Below are 26,430 nucleotides of genomic sequence, written 5' to 3'. Positions count from 1 at the left end.
GCACATCATAAGAACAAGAGGTTTTTTGCCATGCGACTGGGTTGGTATTCGGATCTGACGCCGAAAGAGAAACGCACCTATTGGGCGTGCTTCGGCGGTTTTACCCTGGACTCGATGGATTCGACGATTTACGCCTTGATGATGCCGGTGCTGATGACCGTGCTCGCGCTGAGCAAGTCCGACGCCGGGATGCTCGGCTCGGTGTCATTGATTGGCAGCGCGATAGGTGGCTGGGGCGCGGGCCTGTTGGCCGACCGCTATGGTCGGGTCAGGGTGATGCAAGGCACCGTGTTGTGGGTGGCGCTGTTCACCTGTCTGGCCGGGCTTTGCAGCAGCTTCTGGGAGTTCCTGCCGGTACGGTTTCTGCAGGGCATCGGCTATGGCGGCGAAGCCGTGGTCGGCGCGGTGCTGATCAGTGAAGCCATTGCCCCGGCCCTGCGCGGACGGGTTGCTGCTTCGGTGCAAAGCGGCTACGCCGTGGGTTACGCGATTTCACTGATTCTGATGCCGGTGGTCTTCGCGTTCTTGCCCGAAGACATCGCCTGGCGCGCCTTCTTCGCCATCGGCTTGCTGCCGGCATTTTTGATCTGGTTTATCCGTCGTCTGGTGCCGGAATCAGAGGCCTTCACCCGCGCCAGCCGTCAGACGAAGAAAATCAACCTGAAGGAGATTTTCGGCGGCGAACACCGTCGCGTCACAGTGATCAGCACCGTGCTGGCGAGCGGGATTTTCGGTGGCGCCTACATCATGATCACCTGGCTGCCGACCTACATGCGCATGGTGCTCAACCTGCCGGTGGCGTCGACGTCCGGCTACCTGGCCGTGAACATCATCGGTTCATTGCTGGGCCCGTTCATTTACGGCCGGATCAGCGACCACATCAGTCGCGGCAAGGCATTTATGTTATTTCTCGTTTGCCAGGCGTGTGTGGTGTCGGTCTACACGTTTGCCCCGATCAACATGGGCGTAACGTTGGGGCTGGGGTTATTGCTCGGAGCCTTTCAGGGCGGACTCGCCTCCGGATTGCCGGTCGCGTTCGCAGAACTCTACCCGACCCGCATCCGCGCCAACGGTGCCGGTTTCTGCACCAGTTTCGGCCGTGGCTTCGGCTCGATCATGCCGGCTGCCGTTGGTTTTGCTTCGACAAGCATGGGACTGCCCACCGCCATGGGCGTGTTTGCCATCACGTCGTACCTGATCGCGTTCATTGCGGCGCTGTGCCTGCCGAATGCGACGGGGGTTGATATGAACAGTGAAGAGCCGGTGCGCGAAGGGTTGCAAGAGAACGGCGTGGTGGAGCAGGTTCAGCGGACATAAAGGGTTCCGGAATGCTCCCGGATTGCGTCCACCGAAGATCCACTGTAGGAGTGAGCCTGCTCGCGAAAGCGTCAGCTCGTGCGACAGTGATGTTGAGTACGCAAACGCAAGACGCGCATTTGTGCATGAACGTTTTAGCCATAGTGCGAAAGCCCCAGGCGTAAAAACGGCTCACGGCGTTTCCCAGTTCCCACCCTCTGACACGGGGACGTCGCCCAGGTCATAAGGGTTCACCCCATCCAGGCACCCCACATTGAACCCGAACTCATGGGGATTGATGCTGCGGCGGTGGTGGGTGTAGATGCCGCAGATTCCGCAGAAGAAATGCTCCGCGACCCCTTTGCCGAATTGATATTTACGCAGCTCGGTTTCTCCCTGGATCACCTTCAAATCTGCCTCTGGAACCGCCGAGGCAATGGAGCCTTTGCGTTTGCAAAAGGAGCAGGCGCATCGACCCGGCTCAGGCAAACCGTCCGGCAAATGCAGATCGAGCACGACCGCGCCGCAATGGCAGCGAGCCTTATGCCGTATCTGGATGGGCGTGTTGCCGATGTGCTTTAGCATTGCCTTCACCTCTCGATGTAACGCCCCCGATCACAGAGCCGCGAGCGGACGATTGATACGTTTTGCCTGATTGTTCAAACCCGCTCTTGATCCGGCAAAGAGCAGGTTTGGTCCGCCGATCCCGGCTCGGCCCGGCGCAAGGTAATCGGCACCGATTTGGCCGCCGGCACTTTACTGCGTTCAGCGTGGTGCCACAGCGGCACCAGCGGATTGCATTCGGGGTAGTAAGCGGCGCAACAACCTTCAGGGATGTCGTAGGGCAGGATCTGTAACGGGCCGACCGTGCGCTTCACTTGCGGCTCGATGGCCGTGGTGAGCTGCACCCATTGGCCCGCCTCGAACCCCAGGCGAGCGATGTCGTTGCGGTGCATGAAGATGACTTTGCGCGTACCGGTCACGCCACGGAAACGGTCTTCGTAACCGTAAATCGTCGTGTTGAACTGGTCGTTGCTGCGGATCGTCATTAACTGCAAAACGTCGCGATGGTCAGGGCTGAACGACACGTCATCATCTTCATCCAGACTCCGTGGCGTGATGAATTTCGCTTTGCCGCTCGGGGTTTTCCATTGCCGTTCGCAGGCGGGCAACGGCCGATGAAAACCGCCGCGCTCCCACATGCGTTCGTTCATGTCGTGAAAAGCTTCCGGCCACGTTGCGGCGATGGCGTCACGGATCAGGTTGTAATCGCTGCGCCAGGCGTCCCAGTCGATCTTGGGATTGGGCGGCAACGTGGCCTCGGCGAGACCGGCGATGATTGCCACTTCCGAACGCAGCTGCGGGCTCGCCGGCTCAGCGGCGCCTTTCCAGCCGTGCACGCAGGCGGTGCTGTCTTCAGTGCTGTGGGCCTGGGGCTGACCGTTTTGCCGATCAATTTCAGTGCGCCCCAGACATGGCAGCAACCAGGTATCTCGCGCTGGCACCAGATGCGTGCGATTGAGTTTGGTCGCCACCTGCACATTCAGCGCCAGATGCCGCCACGCCGGCTCCATGCGATCGGTGTCGGGCACCGCGCGCAGGAAGTTACCGCCCAGACCAATGAACGCCTGCACGCTGCCATCGATGATCCCTTCGCAGGCATCCACGGTGGTCAGGCCTTTTTTCGGCGGCACAGGCACGCCAAACAACGCTTCGATGCGCTCGCCCGGCACCTTGGCCGGGTCTTCGGTGATGCCGACCGTGCGCTGGCCTTGCACGTTGGAATGCCCGCGCACCGGGCAGATGCCGGCGCCGCGTTTGCCGATGTTGCCGCGCATCAACAGCAGATTGACCAGCATCTGCACGTTTTCCACGCCATGGCGGTGCTGGGTCAGGCCCATGCCATAAATCATCATGACGCGCTGGCTGTTCGCGTAGACCTGAGCGGCGGCTTCCATGGCGTTGCGGCTGATCCCGGCGCGCCGCTCCAGCCGTTCCCAACTGTAGCCGCGAACCGACTGAATAAATGTGTCGAAACCTTCGGTCTGGCTCGCGATGAAATCCGTGTCCAGCACGCCTGGCGTCGCATCGTCCATTGCTAGCAGCGCCTTGGCGATGCCCATGATTGCGGCGGTGTCGCCGCCAATGGCGACTTGATGATATTGGGTGCTGATGAAGGTGCTGGCGGGCGTCAGCATTTCAGTCGGCGACTGCGGATTGACGAAGCGTTGCAAGCCACGCTCGCGCAGCGGATTGAACGAAATGATCGGCACATGCCGGCGCCGCGCCTCTTGCAGCGGATGCAACATGCGCGGCGAATTGCTGCCGACGTTCTGACCGAAAAAGAACAGGCAATCAGTGTGCGCAAAATCTTCCAGAGTGACGGTGCCGACGGGCACGCCGATGCTTTCCTGCAATCCCACCGACGTGCTTTCGTGGCACATGTTGGAGCTGTCCGGCAGGTTGTTCGTGCCGTAGGCCCGGGCCAGCAATTGGTACATGAACGACGCTTCCAGCGATGCGCGACCCGAGGCATAAAACACCACGCTGTCGGGGGTCAGTTGCTTGAGCTGAGCGCCGATTTGGCGATAAGCGTCCATCCACGACACCTCGACGTAATGGTCAGTGCTTGCGTCATAGCGCAGGGGATGCGTCAGTCGGCCATGGTGCTCGAGGTCGTGATCGGCCCAGGTCAACAGTTCGCTGACGCTGTGGCGGGCGAAAAAATCCGGCCCGGTGGTGCGCGTGGTCACTTCCCAGGCTGTAGCTTTGGCGCCGTTCTCGCAGAACTCCAGCGCATGGCTGTCGCCCGGTTTGGCCCAGGCGCAGCTCACGCAACCAACGCCGGCGTGCTTGTTCTGTTTGAACAACACCGGCGGCCCGCTGACCAGCGCCTGCTCGCGCCACAGAATAGCCATGACCGAATGCGCCGAACCCCAACCGCCGGAGGCGTGGGTGTACGGACGATACCGAGCGTGAGGATGGATGAGCATGATTTCAGACCCCGTGGACGCCGTGTCCAGTTACGACGATGACGCGCGCGTGAAGGTTCGAAGCATTTTCAGCCTGCCTGACGACCGTCCGGATGTACCCATCCCTGGAGCTGCCGCAGGCTGCGATCTTTTGATGTGGTTTTTTAAAAAATCAAAATCAAACGATCGCAGCCTGCGGCAGCTCCTACAGGGTGTACGAGAAAGAATGACGCGGAAGCGGCATGCATCTGGCGTAATATCCTCAAACCTTCCCGAGACGGATTCTCAATGCCTATCCCATCCCCCGACAAACACCCGCTCTGGCGCACGTATCTGTTGTTCCTCGCGCCAATGGTGTTGTCGAATTTCCTGCAATCGATGTCCGGTACCATCAACAGCATCTACGTCGGCCAGATGCTCGGCACCCAGGCATTGGCGGCGGTGTCGGGGATGTTTCCGATCATCTTTTTCTTCATCGCACTGGTCATCGGGCTTGGCTCCGGGGCGGGCGTTTTGATCGGGCAGGCCTGGGGCGCGCGGGAGAGCCACATGGTCAAGACCATTGCGGGCGCTTCGCTGTTGATGGGGTTGTTGATCGGTTTGGTGGCGGCTGTTGTCGGAACAACGTTTGCACGTTCGGCGTTGCAAGGGTTGGGCACGCCGGCAGACGTGCTGGACGACGCTGTAGCGTACGCGCATGTGATGCTGTGGATTCTGCCGTCGATGATGGTGTTCGTGCTGTTCACCCAATTGTTGCGTGGAGTGAGCGACACGCTGTCGCCATTACTGGCGCTCATCGTCTCGACGAGCATGGGGCTGATCTTGACGCCAGCGCTGATTCGCGGATGGCTGGGCTTGCCGCAAATGGGCATTCAAAGCGCCGCCTACGCAGGCCTCGTCGGTAACCTCTCGGCGATGGCGTGGCTGGCGTGGCGGTTGATTCGCAACAAGCATCCGCTGGCACCGGATCGTGAGTTTTTCGCAGCGCTGCGACTCAACGGGGCGATTCTCGGCAAAGTGTTGCGCATCGGGCTGCCAACGGGCGTGCAAATGGTCGTGTTGTCGTTGTCGGAGCTGGTGATCCTGGCGCTGGTCAACCAGCACGGCTCCCAAGCGACGGCGGCGTATGGCGCGGTCACGCAAATCGTCAACTACGTGCAGTTTCCGGCGCTGTCGATTGCAATCACCGCGTCGATCCTCGGCGCGCAGGCGATTGGCGGCGGGCGGCTGGAGCGGTTGGCGCCCATTCTGCGCACCGGTTTGTGGATCAACGTGTGCCTGACCGGTGGCCTGATTGTGTTGGGTTACGTGCTGTCGCACTGGCTGCTGGGCTTGTTCCTCACCGAGGATTCCACCCGTGCGATGGCTGAGCATTTGCTGCACATCATGCTGTGGAGCCTGTTGGTTTTCGGTTTCCAGGCGATCATCGGCGGCATCATGCGCGCCAGCGGCACGGTGCTGGTGCCGGTGGCCATCGCGATTATCTGTGTGGTCGGCGTGCAATTGCCGGCGGCCTATTGGCTGGACGGGCAATACGGATTGCAGGGCGTCTGGATGGCGTTTCCGGTGGCGTATCTGGGAATGCTGGTGTTGCAGACGCTGTACTACAAAGTGGTCTGGCAGCATCAGAAAATCGAGCGGTTGGTGTAAGCGACACCTGTCGGTTCCGGTGAATCCCGGAAGGAACGCGGAGCGTCCCGGGCTGCATTCCCGCGCGGAGCGTGGGAACGATCAAACGCTCGTCCGAACGCGGCCCGAGCCTGCGGCAGCTCCTGCACAGGGAACGTGGCGCGATGGCCAGATGTTTGCTTAAGTTAATCGGATCCCTTCAATGGTGAAATCCCATGACCTCGCGATTGCTGCTGACAGCCGCGTCCTTGCTGTGCGCCATCCCCGCCGCGCAGGCGGTCGAGTACACACGGGTCAACACCACCGCGAGCCAGATCAGTTTCACCTATGAACAAATGGGCGCACGGGTTTACGGCACGTTCGGCAAGTTTGATGCCTCTCTGGATTTCGACAGCGACGACATTTCCGACGCGCAGGTGTCGCTGCACATCGACCTTGCCAGCATCGACGCCGGCAGCGAAGACGCCAATACCGAGCTGGTCAAACCGGCGTGGTTCGACACGCTGGCTTTCCCCGAGGCAGTGTTCCGGTCATCGCGCTTCACTCAGGTCGCCGACCGCCGCTATGTGATCGACGGCCAACTCACCCTCAAGGGCATCACCCGCGACGTGCAGGTGCCGGTGGAGCTGAAAGCGGATAACGTGATCGGCATTTTCGACGGCGAACTGGTGCTCAAGCGCGATGCCTTCGGGCTCGGTGCGGGGGAGTGGGCGGACACGTTGGTATCAAAAGATATCGACATCAAATTCAAGGTTGTCGCCCCACAGCAATGACTCCCCTGTAGGAGCGGCCCGAGCCTGTGGCAGCCCCTACAGAAGCGGTGGAGAGGTATGATGGCGACGTTTGCCGCCGGAGTTCTCTTGCCATGCCCCGCATCACCCACTACAAAACCCCATGCCCTGAGGGCATCAACAGCCAGATTCTGCAAATGGTGGTCGATTACCTGACCGACATTAGCGCAGTCGGTCTCGGCCCGAGCAACTTGTTGTACAACATCTACCAGTACGCGGTGGGCTATGAAATGCATCTGTATCTGGAGGCATTGAATGGCGAGAAGGGCACTGACGTCGAGTTGCTGGTCGCCACCGAGGACGACGATCCGGAGCAAGTCATCGGCTTTGCGCTGTACTTGCCGGTGCAGGGTGATTGGGAGGCGTGCAGTCTGGCCTACATGGCGGTTCGTTCCACCCATCGACGGCAAGGCGTGGCGCGGGCAATGATCGCCGAAATGGTTGGCCGCTACCCCCACGCCGAGCTGGCTTGCAGCGTGGGCAAAGTCCCGTATTTCGAGGCGCTGGGTTTCGAGGTGATCGGCCAGCGTGAGACTCAGGTCTTGATGAGTACGCGCCATTACCGCAGCAACGGGCTACACGGTTTTATCGACACCACACCGATTTATCGCTCGCTGGAGGTGCAGCAGATTCACACCTATCTGCTGCAAAAAAACGGTAAGCGCGCCATGGTCGACGCCGAGAAACAGCGCGACCGTCATCTGGATCAAACCACCCGCCACACCGAAGAATTTGTGCGCCAGCGCCTGACCCTGCACTGAACCCCGAATCCCCCTGTAGGAGCTGACGAGTGAAACGAGGCTGCGATCTTTAAAAAACAAGATCAACAGATCGCAGCCTCCGGCAGCTCCACAGGATTCGGTTCGACGCGGGTCGTGCGTTTGAACACCAATGCCTTCAGGCCGCTTTCAGGGTCGATGTCGGGAAATTCCGGCGGGTTTTCCAGGCGTTGTTCGAAGCGCAGGCCCGGCGCTTCGCGGGTGACGCCGTCGATCAGGAAATCCGAACCGAACGCCGGGTCGTTCATGCACGCCAGCACCGTACCTTCGGCCGTCAGCAATTCCGGCAAGCGCCGCAGCACGCGCTGATAATCCTTGGTCAGCAGGAAACTGCCTTTTTGAAAGGACGGCGGGTCGATGATGACTAAGTCGTATGGGCCGCTGTTAATCACTTTGCCCCAGGACTTGAACAGGTCGTGCCCCAGGAAACTCACTTTGCTCAGGTCATGGCCATTCAGCCGATGGTTATCGCGACCACGGCTCAACGCCGCCCGGGACATGTCCAGATTCACCACGGAATCGGCGCCACCCTCGATGGCCGCCACGGAAAATCCGCAGGTGTAGGCAAACAGGTTCAGCACCCGTTTGCCGCCCGCCTGCTCACGCACCCAGTCGCGACCGTAGCGCATGTCGAGGAACAAGCCGGCGTTCTGCTTGCGGCCCAGATCCACGCGATACCGCAAACCGCCCTCGACGATGGTCATTTCGTCGATCTCATCCCCCAACAACCATTCAGCCGTGCTTTGCGGCAGATAGCGGTGTTGCAACAGCAGGGTGCGCGCGCCGCATTGTTGCCACTCGGCGCTGGTGGTGACGTCCATCAACGTGCGCTTGAGTTCGTCAAGTTGCGACGGCTCCGGTTCCTTGAACAAGGACACCAGCACCACGCCCTGCAACCAATCCACGGTGACCTGTTCCAGACCAGGCCAGCAACGTCCGCGCCCATGGAACAAACGCCGGGTTTCGCTCGGGGCCGTGGCGAGTGCGGTGAGCAAATGGGCGTGAAGGGTGGCGAAGGCTTGAGGGTTCATCGGTCACGGTCGGCAAGCAAAAGGGCCGGCATTTTAACCACAAACGCCGTGGCGCGAGGTTATGCGCATTCGTCGGCCTTCGGAAAAGATCAGTATCAAAAATGAATTTATGAACTCGCCACTGCTCATACCAGATAGGTAGCGCGTGCATACCGCTCAAACGTTAATGCAATCAGGGAGTGCCCCGTTCATGAGTCCATCACCGACGTCGAGCATGCACCTTCCTGGCGGGTTGATTCTGGTAGTCGAAGACGATCCGTTGATTCTGGAGTTTCTCTGCGAAATTCTTCAGGAGGAAGGGTTTGTGGTCGAGCCGCAAGCCAGTGCCGATGCTGCATACCAATACCTCGATGCACACGCCTCGGAAGTAGCGTTGTTGCTCACCGATATCACCATGCCCGGCACCCTCAATGGGGCCGATCTTGCCAATCTGGTGGGTGAGCGCTGGCCGGACAAACCGGTCATGGTCATGTCCGGTTATGAAACGCCCGAGACCTCCGGGGTAAAACGCCCGGTGGCTTTCATCAAAAAGCCGTGGGCGATCGGGCAATTGCTCGACTGCGTGGACAGCGCGTTCAAGTCGAAAACCGCGCGACCGATCCATTGATGGGCGGGTCGTTTTTCCGCGCAAAAATGCTACATTGCCGGGCCCTGTGGCCTGGCTTTTTGCGAGAGGATGCGTCCCTTGTCCGCTGAAGATTCTATTTTCACCCGCGCGTTTGGCGCGTTTCTGTTCGACATGGACGGCACCGTCCTTAACTCCATCGCCGCCGCCGAGCGAATCTGGTCAGCCTGGGCCGTGCGCCATGGCGTGGATGTCGAAACGTTTTTGCCGACCATTCACGGCGCGCGGGCCATCGACACCATCAACCGATTGGCCTTGCCCGGTGTGGATGCACAAGCGCAAGCGGCGTTTATCACCGAAGCTGAAATCGGCGACGTCGAGGGGGTTATCGAAATTCCCGGCGCGGCGGCGTTTCTCAATGGCTTACCGGCGGATCGCTGGGCCATGGTGACATCTGCACCACGCGATCTGGCGTTGCGGCGGATGGCGGCGGCGGGGATTCCGGAGCCGACGGTGATGATTACCGCTGAAGACGTCAGCGCCGGTAAACCGGATCCGTCGGGCTATCGACTGGCGGCGAAACGGTTAGGGCTTGAACCGAGTGACTGCCTGATCTTCGAAGACGCCGCCGTCGGCATCCTCGCGGCAGAAGCGGCGGGTGCGCCACTGATGATCATCACCACCACGCACCAGCACCCGATCGAAACACCTCACGCGACATTGGCAAGCTACGACACCCTCATCGTCACCACCGACAACGACGGCCGCCTGCGCCTTCAACCCCGCTAAACACCTACCCCCCTGCAGGAGCTGCTGCAGGGACGGGCTTGCTTGCCGCGACCTACCCTTGATCCGACCGACGCACCACCGGACGGCGTCCTGCTCGCCGGGCGCTACACTGTTTTTTGATCAATCGGCTCTCTGAACGTGCACCCTTACCCATTGATGGAGTGACAGCATGAAAATCGATCTGAGCGGCAAACTCGCCATCGTCACCGGCAGCACCGCCGGCATTGGCCTGGGCATCAGTCAGTCGCTGGCCGAAGCGGGTGCGACAGTGGTAGTGATCGGTCGCAGCGCGGGCAAGGTCGAGCAGGCGCTGGCGAGCATTCGTCAGCAGGTGCCGAATGCGCAGTTGCGCGGTTTGACGGCAGATCTCGGCACGGCCGAAGGCGCGGAAAAACTCTTCGCCGCCGAACCCCGTGCGGACATTCTGGTGAACAATCTCGGCATCTTCGATGCGGTGGATTTCTTTGAAACGCCGGACAGTGAGTGGACGCGCTTTTATGAAGTCAACGTGATCTCCGGCGTGCGTCTGGCCCGGCACTACACGCCGGCGATGGTTGAGCAGGGCTGGGGACGGGTGATCTTTCTATCGTCGGAATCCGGCGTGGCAACGCCCGGTGACATGATCAACTATGGCGTGACCAAAAGCGCCAATCTCGCGGTGTCCCACGGCTTGGCCAAACGTCTGGCTGGCACTGGCGTGACGGTCAATGCGATCCTGCCGGGGCCGACGTTTACCGATGGTCTGGAAGAGATGCTCAAGGACGCTGCCGCCGAGTCCGGTCGCAGCCTGCGCGATGAGGCCGACGCCTTTGTGCGCAAGGCGCGGCCGACGTCGATCATCCAGCGTGTTGCCAACGTCGAGGAAGTGGCGCATCTGGTCACTTACATTGCTTCACCGTTTTCTTCGGCCACCACTGGCGCTGCGCTGCGCGTTGACGGTGGTGTAGTCGACAGCATGGCGATTTGAGCCCGAATTCATTCAGAGAGATTTTTTGATATGGCAACTGCATCAGCAACAATCGACATCCCGGCATCGGCCGATCAGGTCTGGCAATTGATCGGCGGCTTCAACACCCTGCCGGACTGGCTGCCGTTTATTCCCAACAGTGAACTGAGCGAAGGCGGGCGGGTGCGTACGTTGCAAACGGCCGACGGTGCTGTGGTGGTGGAGCGTTTGGAGTCGTTTGATAACGCCGGCAAGACCTACAGTTATTCGATTGTGCAGGCGCCGTTTCCGGCGACGGATTATCTGGCGACGATTCGTGTTGAGGCGCAGGGGCAGGGCACTCGCGTTACCTGGTCTGGCCGCTTCACTGCCAATGGCGTGAGCGATGAGGAAGTGGTCGCGTTGTTTTCCGGCATCTACCAAGGCGGCCTCGAAGCACTACGCGCCAACTACCCAACCTAAGCACCACACGGTAGGAGCTGCCGCCGGCTGCGATCTTTTGATGTTGTTTTTTCAGGATAAAAAAATCGCAGGCTGCGACAGTTCCTACAGGGGAGTTGGCATTTCTCTGTAGGGCCGCAGGCTGCGATCTTTTGATCTTCAGGACGGCGAGATCAAACGCTGTTTGCAGTCAAGCACCAACCGCGCCCCGCCCAGTTCGCTGCTGCCTACTTCGAGGCTGAAGCCATGCAGGCTGACAATTGCCGCAACGATCGACAGGCCCAAGCCAAATCCACTTTGTGGCTGGCCGCCCTCGGCGCGGTAGAAACGCTGGAACACGGCTTCGCGTTCGGCCTCGGGAATGCCGGGGCCGGAGTCGAGGACTTCGATGCGGGTGTGGCCGGCGTCGTTGACGCCACGCAGGATCACCGCACCGCCAGCAGGGGTGAATTTGATCGAGTTGCTCAGCAGGTTGGCCACCGCTTCAAACAGCAGTGCGCGATCACCGTTGAGGGTTGGCAGGGTTTCCGGCATCAGCAGGCGAAACGTCAGTTCGCCTTCTTCAGCCAGCGGTAGATAAAAGTCGTGCAGTTCCAGCAGCAATTGCACCGGATCGAGTTCGACAAAACCGGAGCGCCGCTGGCGATCTTCCAATTCGGAAATCCGCAGCAAGCCGCGAAACCGCGCCATCAGCGTATCGGCTTCTACCAGCACCAGATCCAGTTGCGCCGCTTCTTGCGAACCTTCGCCGGCCTGTTGCTGCATGCGATAGAGCTGCGCGCGCAGGCGCGTGAGCGGGGTGCGCAGGTCGTGGGCGATGTTGTCGCAGACACCTTTGACTTCGTGCATCAGGCGCTCGATGCGTTCAAGCATGGCGTTGACGATGGCGGCGAGCATGTCGAGTTCATCGCGGCGATTGGACAGCGGCAAGCGATGGGTGAGGTCGCCGGCAACGATGGCCTGAGCGCTGTCCTGTATCGCGCGGATGCGTTGTAACGGTCGGCGCCTCAGTAAATGCCAACCGGCGATGCCCGGGAGGATGGTCAGCGACACGCCCCAGAACAACGCATGCAGGATGATCCGCGTGACGGCGAACAGCGAACCGTTGTCGCGCAGCAGAATCAGCCAGCGACCATCGCGGGTCTGGGTGGCGACGGCGTCGCAGCTGTCGTTGGGCAAGGTCGGGTCGTCGGATTTGGCGCAGTCGGCGAGCATGTGGATCTTGCCGTCCAGCGGCAGGCCTTCGGGAATGTGCTGCAGGGCGCCGCCGAGGTAGTGATGACGGGCATCGAACAAGCCATAGGCGTCGATGCCACGAATGTCGAACGTCATGCTCGCGGCCAGGGCTTCTTCGAGCTGTTCGCCCTGGAAGTGCGAGAACAAGTGCTGACGTTGCATCAGCGAGTGCTTGGCCAGGTTGTCGAGGTAGCTGGACACCTCGTAATACATGACCCCCATGAGGATCGCGCTCCAGGCCACGAACAACGAACTGTACAGCGCCAGCAAACGGCTGCTGGAGGAACGCCAGCCGTCAGACGGGTTCGGCAATGACATAACCCGAGCCTCGTACCGTGCGGATCAGCGGGGCATTGCCCGGTGGATCAATCTTCTTGCGCAGACGGCCGATGTGCACGTCGATCAGGTTGGTGCCCGGGTCGAAGTGATAACCCCAGACCTCTTCGAAAATCATCATCCGCGAAAGGATCTGGCCACTGTTGCGCATGAGGAATTCGAGCAGTTTGTATTCGGTGGGCAGCAGCGTCAGCACCTGTCCGGCGCGACGGGCTTCGTGGCTGATCAGATCCAGTTCGAGATCGGCGACGTGCAACGTGGTCGGCTGGGCGCCGTTGCTGTTCTGGCGGCGCAACAGCACTTCGACGCGCGCCGCCATTTCGTCGGTGGCGAACGGTTTGGTCAAGTAGTCGTCGCCACCGGCACGCAAGCCGCGCACGCGCTCATCGACATCGGAGAGGGCGCTGATCATCAGGATCGGCGTGGCCACGCCCATGGTGCGCAGGGTGGTGACGATGGCCAGGCCATCCAGCTCGGGCAGCATGCGGTCGAGGGTGATCAGGTCGTAATTGCCGCTGACGGCACGGTCGAGGCCTTCGCGGCCGTTGTCGACCCAATCCACGTCGAGACCGTGGCTGCTCAGTTCGGCGACGATTTCGCGAGCGGTCACGGCATCGTCTTCGATAGTCAAAATACGCGTCATGGGGCGGGCCTGCTGATCGGTTCTGAACGGGATGGCGAGCATTTTGCCAAGAAATGGCGGCGACGATTTAAATTAACTTTCATGTTGTAGCCGCCATCGGCCGAGGGCGCGAAATAGAGGGGCGTACAGGTTGATATCATCTGGCCGCGATTTCTTTGTGTAATGACGGATCCATCAGCGGCTCGAAGAAAAGCTGCGCGGCGATGTTCGGCGAGCGTCAACAGGCGCGCCCGCAAAACTTGATACAAGGTAACGACGGTTGCGCATGCAGGACGGGGTCGTTTTGCACCGGGCTGCGCGGCGGCGGTTACTGTCTGACACCCAGTGGTAACAAGAGCTACAAACGCAAATGAGTCCTTTTGTGCCAATGCATAAAACCCGCTGTTATTAAGACTTCGTTGCAAATTGCATGAGGCTAGGAATTTCGATATTCACAACTCATTGAAATAAAACGATTTATCTAACGTTGGCGACTGGCACGGTCACTGCAATTCCTCTTTCGAAGAGTTGTAACACCTTTTTTCTGCCAGGAGCACTACAACAATGATCAGATCCTCCGATGGGATTAATCCGGACTTCGAGGAATCGAGCAACGTCTCAGGCGTGTCTTGGGGCGCGATCTTCGCAGGGGCCGCTGCGGCTGCAGCGTTATCGATGATTCTCGTATTGCTGGGCTTCGGACTGGGTTTCTCCGCCGTCTCGCCGTGGGCCGGGGAGGGCGTCAGTGCCAAAGGATTGGGCATTTCTACAATCATCTGGCTCGCGGCCACCCAAATCATTGCCTCGGGACTGGGTGGTTACATCGCCGGGCGTCTGCGGGTCAAGTGGGCCAACATGCACGGTGACGAAGTGTATTTCCGCGACACCGCCCATGGCTTTCTGGCCTGGTGCGTGGCAACGCTGGTGACGGCGATGCTGGTGGTCGGTTCGGTCAGCAGCGTCGTCAGCGGCGGCGTGCAGGCCGGTGCGAGCGCGGTCGGTGGTGCTGAAAGTGGCATGACCCAGGCTGCCGGGACGGCTGCCAGCAACACCGACAGTGATCAATATGGCTATTTCATCGACAGCCTGTTTCGCGATGATCGTCCGGCGGCCGTCAGTGATGATGCTGCCCGTGGGACGGTCACTCGAATCTTTGTGCAGAGCCTGAGCAACAACGGCCAACTCAGTGCCGAAGATCGTACTTACCTCGCGCAACTGGTCGCGCAGCGTACCAACCTGACCCAGGCCGACGCCGAACGTCGCGTCGACGAAGTGTATGCCCGCACCCAGAAAGCCGTTGCCGACGCCAAGCAGGCTGCACAGGAAGCCGCCGACACCGCTGCGAAAGTCGCGGCCTGGACATCGCTGTGGATGTTCATCGCGCTGCTGGCCGGTGCCTTTTTCGCTAGCCTCGCAGCCACGTTCGGCGGTCGTCGCCGGGATGCGGTCGAGTACGTCGAAGTCGAGACTTACACCACAACAGTTCGCTAACCGAGGAGAATCACCATGCGCTCACTTCTGCTGTTCTTTCTTGGGGTGCCGATCCCGATCATCATTCTGATCGCCCTGTTCGTCCACTGATCCATCGAGGCTTATGCCTCGGCCGCTTTCGCCTTCGGGAGGAAGCGGCTTTTTGTTATGTAGGTTTCAGTGGCCTGGATCAATATCTGCGTTCGCAATATCACCTAACGTAAATCTTCCTGGCTGCTGTCGCGCAATCGACTAAAGTGCTTCGCGCGCAATCCTGTTGCGCTGTCGACGTACCCTTGCGGACCCGCCCGACACAACATACAACGCGGGACGCAAGGTGAAGTGCAGCAGGGAGCTGACGCACCCTTACCTGAACCTTTCACGGATGAACATCGCAATGCACTGCCAAGAAAGAACCTTCGATATCCAGCCGCTGGCGCAGGCGGACATGACCGTGCACATCAACGGCCAGCCCGTCAGCGCCGCCCTCGGCGAAACCGTCCTCAGCGTCATTCAGTCCCTGGGTCTCCGTCAGGTCGCGCGCAACGATCACGACCAGATCAGCGGCGCCTATTGCGGCATGGGTGTGTGCCAATGCTGTCTGGTCAGAATCAACGGCCGGCACAAGCGCAGAGCCTGTCAGACCGTGGTGCGTGACGGTATGCGCGTCGACACCCAAGTCAATCGCATCGCCGGTCAGGAGGTCGTATGAGCCAGCTTCCGGTCATCGTCGGCGGCGGCCCGGCGGGGATGGCGGCTGCCATCGAACTGGCCCGTCATGGTGTGCGCTGCACCTTGCTCGAAGAAGCTTCGCGACTCGGCGGCGTGGTGTATCGCGGGCCTTTGCGCGACGGCGTACAGCTCGATTATCTGGGGTCGCGATACGCCGAAGCGTTGGCCAAGTTGCACAGCGAATTCAATGAACATTCAGCCTTGGTCGACGTGCGCCTCAATCACCGTGTGGTCGGGGCCGAAGGCACCCGTGCGCTGCTGGTGCTCGATGATGAAGAGCGTTTGCACGAAATCAAATGTCCGCAGTTACTGCTCGCCGCCGGTTGCCATGAGCGCAGCGTGCCTTTTCCTGGCTGGACGCTGCCGGGCGTGATCTTGCTGGGCGGTTTGCAGTTGCAAATCAAGAGCGGCGTGGTCAAGCCGCGCGGGCCGGTGGTGATCGCCGGCACCGGGCCGTTGCTGCCGTTGGTGGCGTGTCAGTTGCACGGCGCGGGCGTGACGGTCGCCGGCGTATACGAGGCCTGCGCATTCGGCAAGATCGCCCGGGAAAGCCTGGCGCTGCTGAACAAGCCGCAATTGTTTCTCGACGGTTTGAGCATGCTTGCCTACCTCAAGTTGCACGGTGTTGCGATCAACTACGGCTGGGGCGTGGTCGAGGCGGATGGCGACGGCGAACTCGACGGTGTCAGCGTGGCGCCGTATTCGCCGACGTGGGAGGCGGACATGAGTCGCGTCCGGCGTATTCCCGCGCAAACCCTGGCGGTGGGTTACGGCTTTATTCCGCGCACGCAACTCAGTCAGCAAATGGGTCTGGATCATGGCTTCAGTGACGATGGTTATCTGCGCGCCAACACCGATGTCTGGCAGTGCAGCAACGTCGCTCACGTGCACGTTGCCGGCGACATCGGCGGAATTCGCGGCGGCGAAGCCGCGATGCTCGCCGGCAGGATCGCGGCGACTTCGATCCTGTTGCAACAAGGCGTTATCGATGGTGAGCAAGCGCAAAAGCAACGCGACCGTTTTCTCGGCAAACTGAAAGCCATCGTACGCTTTCGTGCGGCGGTGGATCGCTACACCGAGCGCGGCATCGGGCAAACCGCATTGCCTGCCGCCGACACGGTCATCTGCCGCTGCGAACACGCCACCCGCGCCGACATTGACCGGGCGTTGGAGCAAGGCGTGCAAGACATCGCCAGTTTGAAAATGCGCACCCGGGTGAGCATGGGCGACTGTCAGGGGCGGATGTGCGTGGGTTATTGCAGCGACCGCTTGCGCCAGGCCACCGGGCGTCACGATGTCGGTTGGTTGCGGCCGCGATTCCCGATTGATCCGGTTCCTTTTTCTGCGTTTCAGACACTCGACATGGAGGCCGCTGCCCATGAGTAAGTTTTATGACGTGGTCATCGCCGGCGGCGGCGTGATCGGGGCGTCCATCGCCTATCAACTGTCGAAGCGCAAAAACCTGAAAGTCGCGCTGATCGACGCCAAGCGCCCGGGCAACGCCACCCGCGCCTCGGCCGGTGGCTTATGGGCCATCGGCGAGTCGGTCGGGCTGGGTTGCGGGGTGATTTTCTTCCGCATGATGTCGGCCAATCGCAAGCGCGAAACTCAGGGCGCGGCGGTGGCAGTGGATGCCAGCACGCCGCATATTCTGCCGGACGCGTTCTTCGATCTGGCGCTGCGCTCCAACGCGCTGTATCCCGCGTTACATCAGGAGTTGCTGGACAACCACGGCATGGATTTCAAGTTCGAAAAAACCGGGTTGAAGTTCGTCATCTACGATGATGAAGATCGTTTGTATGCCGAGCACATCGTCGGTTGCATCCCGCATCTGGCCGATCAGATCCGCTGGCTCGATCAGGCTCAGTTGCGCAAGGCCGAACCGAGCGTCAGCCATGAAGCGCGAGGCGCCCTGGAATTTCTCTGCGATCACCAAGTCAGCCCGTTTCGCCTCGCCGACGCCTACAGCGAGGGCGCCCGGCAGAATGGCGTGGACATCTACGTCAACACCAACGTCACCGGCGTATTGCATCACGGCACGCGAGTGACCGGTGTGCAGACGGCGGAGGCCGGCGTGTTTCATTGCAAGACACTGATCAACGCCGCCGGCGCCTGGGCCGCTGATTTGAGCGAACAGGCCACCGGTATACGTATTCCGGTGAAACCAGTGAAAGGCCAAATCCTGCTCACCGAACGCATGCCGAAGCTGCTCAACGGCTGCCTGACCACCAGCGACTGCTACGTGGCGCAGAAAGACAACGGCGAAATCCTGATTGGCAGCACCACCGAAGACAAAGGTTTCGATGTCACCACCACTTACCCGGAAATCGCCGGGCTGGTGCAGGGCGCGGTCCGCTGTCTGCCGGAACTGGCTGACGTCAACCTCAAACGCACCTGGGCGGGATTGCGCCCGGGCTCGCCGGATGAACTGCCGATTCTGGGGCCGATGCGCGGGGTTGAAGGGTATTTGAATGCCTGTGGGCATTTTCGCACCGGCATCCTGTTGTCGGCGATCACCGGGGTGATGCTCGACAAACTGATCAACGATGAACCGCTGCCACTGGACATCAAACCGTTTCTGGCCGATCGATTTGAGACAGTTGCGACAGCGCAAGCGCGATCTCTGGAAATCGCCTGACCCCCGACAGATCGTCGTAATGCTGCGTGTGGAATTGCGTCTGGGGACGCTGCGCATTCCAGATTTCGAATTGGAACGCAGAGCGTCCCGGGCTGCATTCCCACGCACAGCGTGGGAACGATCATCGTGGTGGATTTCAGGCTTTGCGTGATTCTTCTTCCAGTTGGTCCGACTCGAACAGCTTCGCCAGTTCCGCCCGGGCTTCCTGGGCGGTTTGCAGGACTTTGGCTTCATCGTCGTAATTGGCGTGCTGCGCTTCAAGCACTTGCTCGTCGTGGTGCTTGAAGCGTTTGATTCGCGCCTCGGCCTGCGCCTGAGTCAGGCCCAGGCCCACCAATGTGCGACGGCTCATTTCCAGGCTTGAATGATAGGTTTCCCGAATCGCTTCGGCGCCGACATCCACCAAGCGGTGAACGTGCTGACGGTTACGCGCCCGGGCGATGATTTTCATGTGCGGGTAGAGCTTGCGCACCAGCTCGGCCGTCTTGATGTTGGCTTCGGGATCATCCGTGGCGATGACGAAATATTCCGCCTCTTCAACCTTGGCGGCGCTGAGGATCTCCGGGCGCATGGGGTCGCCGTAGTACACCGGCACGCCGCCAAAACTGCGCGACAACTCAATGGTTTCCACCGAGGTGTCGAGTGCGACGAACTTGATGTTCTGCGCGCGCAGGATCCGCGCCACGATCTGGCCCATCCGGCCCATGCCGGCAATCACTACGCGCGGGGTGTCGGTGTCGATCTGGCGGAATTTCTCCGGTACTTCCACCGGTTGCACCTTGGGGCTGACCAGTCGTGCACAGATCAGCAGCAACAACGGCGTCAGCGCCATGGACAGGGTGATGGTCAGCACCAGCAAGTCATACAGGCGCGGTTCGAACAGGCCCTGATCGCGACCGATCTTGAACACCACAAAAGCGAACTCACCGCCCGCCGCGAGCACGATGCCCAGGCGAATCGCGCTGACTTTGCCCAAACCGCCCGCGAGGCGTCCGACCAGCCACAGCAGTGGCAGCTTCAATCCGATCAGCAGCACGGTCAGACCCAGCACTGTGATCGGTGCGCTGAGCAGCAGACTGAGGTTGGCGCCCATGCCGACGCTGATGAAAAACAAACCGAGCAACAAACCTTTGAACGGTTCGATCTGCGATTCCAGTTCATGCCGATACTCGGAATCGGCCAGCAACAGGCCAGCGAGGAATGCCCCCAGGGCCATCGACACACCAACCAGATCCATCAACCACGCCGTACCGATCACCACCAGCAACGCGGTCGCGGTGGACACTTCCGGCAGACCGGTTTTCGCCACGATGCGAAACACCGGACGCAGCAGATAACGCCCGCCGATCACCACCACGGCGATACCGCCGAGTACTTGCAAACCGTGATTTACATCCTGCGCCGTGCTAGTGGTGTGGTCGCCGCCCGCGAGCACCGGCACCATGGCAATCAACGGGATCGCGGCGATGTCCTGGAACAGCAGAATCGCGAACGCCAGCCGCCCGTGCGGGCTGGTCAGCTCCTTACGCTCGGCCAGGCTTTGCAGGCCGAATGCCGTGGACGACAGTGCCAGGCCAAGGCCCAGCACAATGGCGCTGTTAAGCGGTTGGCCGAAGGCATACAACGCGACCACGCCGATCACCGAACCGGTCAGCAGCACCTGCGCGAGACCCACGCCGAACACCGATTTGCGCATTACCCACAAACGTCGCGGCGACAGCTCCAGACCGATGATGAACAGCAACAGCACCACGCCCAGCTCCGAAAAGTGGCTGACACTCTGGGGATTGCCGACCAGCCCGAGCACAGAAGGGCCGATGATCACCCCCGCGAACAGATAGCCCAGCACAGCGCCCAGTTGCAGGCGTTTGGCGAGAGGGACGGCAAGCACGGCCGCGAAGAGGAAGACAACGGCGGCTTGCAACAGATTGCCTTCATGGGGCATGGGGTTACTCCTGGAACTCGGTACGGCGGGGGGCGACAAGGATAAAGGCTGAGCATATGCAAGCCAACACTCCTCTCTGGAGACGCAGCCTTCGGCAGATCCTACATACGGTGAGCGGGGTGATTGGGTTTGATGACTGATCGTTCCCGCGCTCTGCGTGGGAATGAAGCGCGGGACGCTCCGCGTTCCAAATCCAGAGCGAAATGCGGAGCGTCTCTAGAAGAATTTCCTTGCAGGTCATGGGAAAGATCCGGTGTGGCGCAACGGACGGGGCGAATTGTTTTTGTAACATCTGGCATCAATTGGTTACATTTATAGCCTCTGCGAATCAATCTCCCGAGTTTTCCATGGCCATCAACTTCGACCTCAACGACCTTCAGGCCTTTCGTGCCGTGGTCGAGCAGGGCAGTTTCCGCAAGGCCGCCGACACCGTGCGCCTGTCGCAACCGGCCCTGAGCCGGCGCATCGAGAAGCTTGAAGACGCCCTCGGTGTGAAGCTCTTCGAGCGCACCACGCGCAAGGTCAGCCTGACCCAGGCCGGGCGCGGGTTCATGCCGAGTGTCGAGCGCTTGCTGGACGATCTGGACGTCGCTCTGCTGGGTATCAGCGAAGTGGCTTCGACGCGCATGGGTCACGTCACCGTCGCGTGCGTGCCTTCGGCGGCGTATTACTTCATGCCGCGCGTGATCGCCCGTTACCACGAGCAATTTCCGCGAATCAAAGTGAAGGTGCTCGACTCCAGCGCCCACGATGTCTTGGGTGCGGTGGTCAATGGCGAGGCGGATTTCGGCTTGAGTTTCATGGGCACACAGGATGCCAAAGTCGAATTCGAACCGCTTGTGCAGGAGTGCTACGTCGTTGCCTGTCGCCGCGATCACCCGTTGGCCGGGCGCCAAAATGTGACGTGGGACGAGTTCTATCAGCAGGATTACATTTCGCTGGACAAGACCTCGGGCAATCGCTTTTTGCTCGATCAAGCCTTGGCGCGGGTAGTGCCGCAGCGGTCGAGCATCTGCGAAACCCGCCACGTCACGACGATGATCGGCCTGGTGGAGGCGGGGCTGGGTGTAGCAGCGGTGCCGATGATGGCGTTGCCGGCGGCGGATCATCCGATCCTGACGCGGATACCGCTGACCGATCCGCAAGTGATGCGCAGTGTCGGCATCATCAAGCGCCGGGGTCGCACGCTGACCCCGGCGGCTTTGGAACTCGAACGGCTGGTGGTGGAAATGAAAGTCCAGCCGCCCGTAATCAGCGCTTGACCGAATCCAGCCCGGTGCCTTGCACCTCGGCCTGGGCCGCAGGTGCGGCGAGGTAATCGAGTAACGCCTTGGCCTCGGCCGGGTGTTGCGCGCCGACCGGAACCCCGGCAGCAAAACGCGTCACCGACTGCACCGATTCCGGAAGCTTCGCGACAAAACTCACGCCTGGGATCGGCAACAACTCGCTGACTTGCTGCAACCCCAACTGATAGTCACCGCTGGCAACCACCGAGCCGACCGGGATTTTTTCGATCATTTTCGACTTCGGTTTCAACTGATCCTCAATGCCCAGGCGCTTGTACAGTTGCTGCTCGACATACACGCCGCTGGCGCTGTCGGAGTAGGCGACCGATTGCGCGTCGAGCAGGGTTTTCTTCAGGCCGTCGACAGTCTCGATATCCGGTTTCGGTGCGCCTTCACGCACCACCAGGCCGATGCGCGAATCCGCCAGTTCCACGCGGGAGGCCGGGTCGACCTTGCCTTGCTTGATCAATTCGTCGAGGGCGTAGCCGACCATGATGACCACATCGGCCTGTTCGCCGCGCGCGAGCCGATTCGGAATCGCCTCCGGTGCCTTGCCCATCGATGGGCCGAGGATGGTGTCGAGGGTGTTGCCACTGCTGGCGGCGAATTTCGGGCCGAGGATTTTATAGGCAGCGGTGAAGCCGCCGGACGTCATCACCCGCAGTTCTTCCGCCTGCGCCAGAGTGCTGAGAGCGAGCAGGGCGAGAGCGGTCAGGTTGAGCAGTTTTTTCATGATGATTTCCTCAAGCCACGGCCGGTTGCAGGCGACCGCCGCTGCGGCGATACATATAAAGCGTTGCGCACAACGCGCACAGCGCACCCATGCTCATCCAGTAACCCGGCGCGGCTTTGTCGCCGGTGTACTGGATCAGGAACGTCGACACCGCTGGCGTAAAGCCGCCGAAAATTGCTGTCGCCAGGCTATACGCCAGCGAGAAGCCAGCTACGCGTACTTCCACCGGCATGATTTCAGTCAGCGCCGCAATCATCGCGCCGTTGTACAAGCCGTAGATGAACGACAGCCACAACAGCACCAGCAACATGTGGCTGAAGCTCGGCGCCTGCACAAGGTGCGACAGCGCCGGATACGTGGTGGCCAACGCCAGCAAAGCCATCGCGATCAGCACTGGACGACGGCCGATGCGATCGGACAGCGCACCGCCGATCGGCAGCCAGAAGAAGTTCGACACGCCGACCAGCAACGTCACCAGCAACGCATCGGACGTGCTCAGGTGCAGCACGGTTTTACCGAAGGTCGGCGCGTACACGGTGATCAGGTAAAACGCGGTGGTGGTCAGCGCGACCATCAACATGCCGCCCACCACCACACCCCAGTTCTGACCGAGGGTGCGGAACACTTCACCCATGCTCGGACGGTGTTTGCGCGCGGCGAACTCTTCGGTTTCCGCCAGGTTGCGGCGCAGCACAAAGATAAACGGCACGATCATGCAACCGACGAAAAACGGAATACGCCAGCCCCAATCGGCAATCACATCCGGCGCCATCCATTGGTTCAGTGCAAAACCCAGCGCGGCGGCAACGATGATTGCCACTTGCTGGCTGGCGGACTGCCAGGCCGTGAAGAAACCTTTGCGACCCGGCGTGGCGATCTCCGAGAGATACACCGACACGCCGCCCAACTCCGCGCCGGCGGAAAAGCCTTGCAGCAGGCGACCGATCAGTACCAGCGCCGGGGCGAACAGGCCGATGGATTCATAACCGGGCACCAGCACAATCAGGATCGTGCCGCTGGCCATGATTGACAGCGTGACAATCAGGCCTTTGCGTCGGCCGACATCATCGATGTACGCGCCAAGCACGATGGCGCCCAGCGGGCGCATCAGGAAGCCTGCGCCGAACACGGCAAACGTCATCATCAGGGAGGCAAACTCACTGCTCGCCGGGAAAAACACCGCAGCGATCTGCGTGGCATAGAAGCCGAATAGGAAGAAGTCGAACTGTTCGAGGAAGTTGCCCGAGGTGACTCGGAAGATTGCACCGGCCCGGGAGCCGCCACGTGGGATTGAGGCTGTCATCACTAAATACTCCACCGCTTTTATGACGTGCGCCGCGTGGCAAGCGGAGCACGGATCTTATTGAGGCGAATGGTGGAGCAGGGTGATCGATATGTTAATTGCATTGTTGGTATGGATTGATGCGGGGTGCACATTAAACCCCGCCTCAGCGCCAGGAGGAGGGGAAGGATTTCAGCGTAACCGCTCAAGCATCTGGTAGTACCACATGCCCGCCGCCAGCATCGGATTGCCCAGTACGTCCCCCAACGGCACGCGAATATGCCGGCACGCCGCAAACGTATCGAACTGCTCCATCTGCCCGGTGATCGCGCGCGACATGATTTCGCCCATGATGTGCGTGGTCGCGATGCCATGACCGGAGTAGCCCTGGCAATACCAGACGTTATCCGACAGCTTGCCCAGTTGCGGGATGCGGTTGAGGGTGATGCCCATGGCACAGCTCCACTGATAATCGATGGCCACACCTTTCAGTGCCGGGAACGTTTGCTCGATACACGGGCGCAATTCGGCGGCGATATCCCGCGAGTCTTTGCCGCTGTAGTTGGCGCCGCCGCCGAACAGCAAGCGGCCGTCGGCCGTGAGGCGGTAGTAGTCGAGGACGAAGCGGCAGTCGTACACCGCGAGGTCTTCGGGGTTGATCTGTCTGGCCAGTTCGCCGAGCGGCGCGGTGGTGACGATGCCGCCCATGGCCGGGAAGATCTTGCCCTTGAGTTTCTCCGGTTCGAGCTTGTGGTACACGTCGCCGGCCAGCAGTACTTGATCGGCATCGATCTGGCCGTGGGCTGTTCGCACGCCCGGTGTCGAGCCGTGAATGACTTCCAGCACTTCACTGTTTTCGAAGATCAATGCCCCCAGGCTTTCCGCTGCCCGGGCTTCGCCGATGCACAGGTTGAGCGGGTGCAGATGCAGGTTGCGAGTGTTCTTGATCGCACCATGATAGAGCTCGCTTTGCAGCAGATCGCGCACCTGGCTGCGGTCGAGCAGGCTGACCTCGTCGCCCATGCCACGGCGCACGGCTTCTTCGTAGTCGCTGCGCAATCCGGGCACGTGACTTGGCTTGTAGGCGGCGTGCAAATGACCGTGTTTGAGGTCGCACTGGATGGCGTATTTGTTGACCCGTTGCTGAATGATGTCGTGCCCGCGCCAACGCAAGTGCCAAATGAAATCGTCGACGTCAGCACCCAGTTTTGCGCGCATCTGTTTGCGCATCGCACCGTCGCCGGAGAGGCTGCCAGTGACCTGTCCGCCATTGCGCCCGGTGGCGCCCCAGCCGATCTTATGGCTTTCGACGATGGCGACTTTCAGGCCCTTTTCGGCGAGTTCCACCGCCGTGGCGACGCCGGTGAAACCGCCGCCGATGATCACCACGTCAACCCGGTGCCGACCTCGCAAGGTCGGGTAGTCGGTGTCCTGGTTGAGGGTGGCGGTGTAGTAGGAATTGCAACGTTCGGTCATGTCAGTGTCCACAAAAATCGGATTCGGTAGCCAGAACCTTGTCAGAGCTGGCTTCTGGCTTTCAGCTTTAAGCTTCCGTCAAATACCAACGCCAATCCTGCTCACCCACTTCAGCCATGAACTGCCGATATTCCGCGCGCTTCACTGCCAGGTACACGCCGAGAAATTCCTGTCCCAATGCATCCCGCGCCCACGCTGACTGTTCCAGTGCTTGCAGCGAGGTCAACCAATCGGTCGGCAGCAACTCGGTGGCTTGGGCGTAGCCATTGCCTTGCACCGGTTCGCCCGGATCGATGTTTTCACGGATGCCACGGTGGATGCCGGCGAGAATCGCCGCTGCCGCCAGATACGGATTGGCGTCGGCGCCACAGATGCGGTGTTCGATGTGGCGTGTATTGGCCGGGCCGCCGGGTACGCGCAGGCTGACGGTGCGATTATCGACGCCCCAGGTCGGCGCCAGCGGCGCGTAACTATTGGCTTGAAACCGGCGATAGGAATTGGCGTTCGGGCAGAACAGCAGCAGCGAATCCAGTAACGACGCCAGCATGCCGCCAATCGCCGTGCGCAACAGCGGCGTGCCCGCCGGATCTGGCGATGCGAAGAGATTACCGCCCTCGCCATCGGCCAGACTCACGTGCATGTGCATGCCGGTGCCGGCCAGATCGTCGAACGGCTTGGCCATGAACGTCGCCTGCATGCCGTGCTTGTGTGCGATGGCTTTGACCAGCCGTTTGTAGCGCACGGCTTGATCCATCGCTTCCAGTGCATCGCCGTGTTCGAGGGTGATTTCGACCTGCCCCGGCGCGTATTCCGAGATCGCCGTACGCGCCGGAATGCCGTGCAGTTTGCAGGCGCTATACAGATCGGCGAGAAACGGTTCGATCTGCTCCAGCTCGCGCAAACCGTAGACTTGCGTGTGTCGCGGTCGGCCACCGTCGGCATCCAGCGCCGGTTGCGGACGGCCGTTGTGATCGCGTTTGGCGTCGAGCAGATAGAACTCCAGCTCGCACGCCATCACCGGGTGATAACCCTCGGCTTTCAAGCGGTCGACGATCTTGATCAGCAAGTGACGCGGATCGGCGATGCTCGCCGGCATGCCTTGTTCGGGGTGCATGCTGACCTGCACGGCGGCGGTCGGAATTTGCCGCCACGGCAGACGCACCAGACTGCCCTCCAACGGGTAGGCGCGGCAGTCGATGTCGCCGACGTCCCAGACCAGTCCTGAGTTTTCCACGTCATCGCCCTGCACGGTCAGGCCGAGAATGGTGCTGGGCAATGGACGGCCGCTTTCGTACACGGCGAGCAGTTCTTCTCGGTGCAACAGCTTGCCGCGCGGCACGCCGTTGGCATCGAGGATGAACAGCTCGATCATGTCGATGTCGGGGTTCTGTTCGAGAAAAAGACGGGCGTCATCAAGGGCTGCGAATTTCATAAG

The 26,430-nt window shown here is 60.7% G+C and carries 23 protein-coding genes and 1 pseudogene; 14 read left to right on the top strand and 10 right to left on the bottom strand.

The window, feature by feature from the left end; translation table 11 throughout:
- Positions 1-30 precede the first annotated feature (30 nt).
- Positions 31-1,317 carry an MFS transporter gene (locus GIW69_RS20690; RefSeq protein WP_236484643.1) on the top strand — a complete coding sequence of 429 codons (1,287 nt, stop codon included), beginning with the start codon at positions 31-33 and terminating at the stop codon, positions 1,315-1,317.
- 171 nt (positions 1,318-1,488) lie between these two features.
- Here the strand turns inward: GIW69_RS20690 and GIW69_RS20685 are convergent, their stop codons facing one another.
- A complete protein-coding gene (locus GIW69_RS20685) occupies positions 1,489-1,881 on the bottom strand; it encodes a GFA family protein (protein WP_236484642.1) in 393 nt (130 codons plus the stop codon).
- Between the two features lie 74 nt (positions 1,882-1,955).
- A complete protein-coding gene (locus tag GIW69_RS20680; protein ID WP_236484641.1) occupies positions 1,956-4,289 on the bottom strand; it encodes an FdhF/YdeP family oxidoreductase in 2,334 nt (777 codons plus the stop codon).
- A 267-nt stretch (positions 4,290-4,556) separates the two neighbouring features.
- Here GIW69_RS20680 and GIW69_RS20675 point away from each other — a divergent pair, with 267 nt between their 5' ends.
- The 3 genes from GIW69_RS20675 (at position 4,557) to GIW69_RS20665 (ending at position 7,449) form a co-directional block, all read left to right on the top strand.
- The gene (locus GIW69_RS20675) at positions 4,557-5,918 is read left to right on the top strand and encodes an MATE family efflux transporter (protein ID WP_236484640.1); all 1,362 of its coding nucleotides are present in this window, start codon (positions 4,557-4,559) and stop codon (positions 5,916-5,918) included.
- A 194-nt stretch (positions 5,919-6,112) separates the two neighbouring features.
- Positions 6,113-6,670 carry a YceI family protein gene (locus tag GIW69_RS20670; protein ID WP_236484639.1) on the top strand — a complete coding sequence of 186 codons (558 nt, stop codon included), beginning with the start codon at positions 6,113-6,115 and terminating at the stop codon, positions 6,668-6,670.
- 92 nt (positions 6,671-6,762) lie between these two features.
- Positions 6,763-7,449: a GNAT family N-acetyltransferase gene (locus GIW69_RS20665; RefSeq protein ID WP_236484638.1), complete on the top strand. Its 687-nt coding sequence runs from the start codon at positions 6,763-6,765 to the stop codon at positions 7,447-7,449.
- A gap of 62 nt (positions 7,450-7,511) precedes the next feature.
- Here the strand turns inward: GIW69_RS20665 and GIW69_RS20660 are convergent, their stop codons facing one another.
- Positions 7,512-8,498 (bottom strand): class I SAM-dependent methyltransferase, encoded by a 987-nt coding sequence (locus tag GIW69_RS20660; protein ID WP_236484637.1) that lies wholly within the window; start codon positions 8,496-8,498, stop codon positions 7,512-7,514.
- 190 nt (positions 8,499-8,688) lie between these two features.
- Here GIW69_RS20660 and GIW69_RS20655 point away from each other — a divergent pair, with 190 nt between their 5' ends.
- From GIW69_RS20655 to GIW69_RS20640, 4 genes are all read left to right on the top strand, one after another.
- The gene (locus GIW69_RS20655; protein ID WP_236484636.1) at positions 8,689-9,105 is read left to right on the top strand and encodes a response regulator; all 417 of its coding nucleotides are present in this window, start codon (positions 8,689-8,691) and stop codon (positions 9,103-9,105) included.
- 78 nt (positions 9,106-9,183) lie between these two features.
- Complete coding sequence (locus GIW69_RS20650; RefSeq protein WP_236484635.1) at positions 9,184-9,852, top strand: HAD family hydrolase; 669 nt, start codon at positions 9,184-9,186, stop codon at positions 9,850-9,852.
- A gap of 169 nt (positions 9,853-10,021) precedes the next feature.
- Complete coding sequence (locus tag GIW69_RS20645) at positions 10,022-10,819, top strand: SDR family oxidoreductase (protein WP_236484634.1); 798 nt, start codon at positions 10,022-10,024, stop codon at positions 10,817-10,819.
- Positions 10,820-10,849: 30 nt separating this feature from the next.
- Positions 10,850-11,260 (top strand): SRPBCC family protein, encoded by a 411-nt coding sequence (locus GIW69_RS20640; RefSeq protein WP_236484633.1) that lies wholly within the window; start codon positions 10,850-10,852, stop codon positions 11,258-11,260.
- A gap of 138 nt (positions 11,261-11,398) precedes the next feature.
- Here the strand turns inward: GIW69_RS20640 and GIW69_RS20635 are convergent, their stop codons facing one another.
- A complete protein-coding gene (locus GIW69_RS20635) occupies positions 11,399-12,793 on the bottom strand; it encodes an ATP-binding protein (RefSeq protein WP_236484632.1) in 1,395 nt (464 codons plus the stop codon).
- Positions 12,771-13,454 (bottom strand): response regulator transcription factor, encoded by a 684-nt coding sequence (locus GIW69_RS20630; RefSeq protein ID WP_236484631.1) that lies wholly within the window; start codon positions 13,452-13,454, stop codon positions 12,771-12,773. Before GIW69_RS20630 ends, GIW69_RS20635 begins: the two co-directional genes overlap by 23 nt.
- A 155-nt stretch (positions 13,455-13,609) precedes the next feature.
- On the opposite strand from GIW69_RS20630, the pseudogene GIW69_RS20625 reads away from it, so the two are divergent.
- The 5 genes and pseudogenes from GIW69_RS20625 to hcnC form a co-directional block, all read left to right on the top strand.
- Positions 13,610-13,807, top strand: a pseudogene (locus GIW69_RS20625) (hypothetical protein); the annotation flags it as partial.
- Between the two features lie 190 nt (positions 13,808-13,997).
- Positions 13,998-14,924 carry a hypothetical protein gene (locus GIW69_RS20620; protein ID WP_236484630.1) on the top strand — a complete coding sequence of 309 codons (927 nt, stop codon included), beginning with the start codon at positions 13,998-14,000 and terminating at the stop codon, positions 14,922-14,924.
- A gap of 376 nt (positions 14,925-15,300) precedes the next feature.
- Positions 15,301-15,615 carry a cyanide-forming glycine dehydrogenase subunit HcnA gene (gene hcnA, locus GIW69_RS20615; RefSeq protein ID WP_236484629.1) on the top strand — a complete coding sequence of 105 codons (315 nt, stop codon included), beginning with the start codon at positions 15,301-15,303 and terminating at the stop codon, positions 15,613-15,615.
- Positions 15,612-17,021: a cyanide-forming glycine dehydrogenase subunit HcnB gene (gene hcnB / locus GIW69_RS20610; RefSeq protein ID WP_236484628.1), complete on the top strand. Its 1,410-nt coding sequence runs from the start codon at positions 15,612-15,614 to the stop codon at positions 17,019-17,021. The genes hcnA and hcnB overlap by 4 nt, the downstream gene beginning before the upstream one ends.
- A complete protein-coding gene (gene hcnC, locus GIW69_RS20605; RefSeq protein ID WP_236484627.1) occupies positions 17,014-18,273 on the top strand; it encodes a cyanide-forming glycine dehydrogenase subunit HcnC in 1,260 nt (419 codons plus the stop codon). The genes hcnB and hcnC overlap by 8 nt, the downstream gene beginning before the upstream one ends.
- A 136-nt stretch (positions 18,274-18,409) precedes the next feature.
- Here the strand turns inward: hcnC and GIW69_RS20600 are convergent, their stop codons facing one another.
- A complete protein-coding gene (locus GIW69_RS20600; RefSeq protein ID WP_236484626.1) occupies positions 18,410-20,218 on the bottom strand; it encodes a monovalent cation:proton antiporter-2 (CPA2) family protein in 1,809 nt (602 codons plus the stop codon).
- A gap of 347 nt (positions 20,219-20,565) precedes the next feature.
- Between GIW69_RS20600 and GIW69_RS20595 the strand changes: the two genes are divergently transcribed.
- Positions 20,566-21,480 carry a LysR family transcriptional regulator gene (locus GIW69_RS20595; protein ID WP_236484625.1) on the top strand — a complete coding sequence of 305 codons (915 nt, stop codon included), beginning with the start codon at positions 20,566-20,568 and terminating at the stop codon, positions 21,478-21,480.
- Here GIW69_RS20595 and GIW69_RS20590 read toward each other — a convergent pair.
- The 4 genes from GIW69_RS20590 to GIW69_RS20575 all read right to left on the bottom strand — a co-directional run bounded on the left by GIW69_RS20590 (position 21,470) and on the right by GIW69_RS20575 (position 26,427).
- The gene (locus GIW69_RS20590; RefSeq protein WP_236484624.1) at positions 21,470-22,237 is read right to left on the bottom strand and encodes a substrate-binding domain-containing protein; all 768 of its coding nucleotides are present in this window, start codon (positions 22,235-22,237) and stop codon (positions 21,470-21,472) included. The genes GIW69_RS20595 and GIW69_RS20590 overlap by 11 nt on opposite strands.
- Before the next feature lie 10 nt (positions 22,238-22,247).
- Entirely contained in the window at positions 22,248-23,540 is a 1,293-nt protein-coding gene (locus tag GIW69_RS20585; protein ID WP_236484623.1) for an MFS transporter, read from the bottom strand.
- A 171-nt stretch (positions 23,541-23,711) separates the two neighbouring features.
- Positions 23,712-24,995: an NAD(P)/FAD-dependent oxidoreductase gene (locus GIW69_RS20580; protein ID WP_236484622.1), complete on the bottom strand. Its 1,284-nt coding sequence runs from the start codon at positions 24,993-24,995 to the stop codon at positions 23,712-23,714.
- Between the two features lie 67 nt (positions 24,996-25,062).
- A complete protein-coding gene (locus tag GIW69_RS20575; RefSeq protein WP_236484621.1) occupies positions 25,063-26,427 on the bottom strand; it encodes a glutamine synthetase family protein in 1,365 nt (454 codons plus the stop codon).
- Positions 26,428-26,430: the final 3 nt, after the last annotated feature.

The organism is Pseudomonas syringae (assembly GCF_021605415.1).
Classification (GTDB): domain Bacteria; phylum Pseudomonadota; class Gammaproteobacteria; order Pseudomonadales; family Pseudomonadaceae; genus Aquipseudomonas; species Aquipseudomonas syringae_S.
Note: the sequence above shows the minus strand (reverse complement) of the source record. Positions and strands in the feature narration are given on the sequence as shown.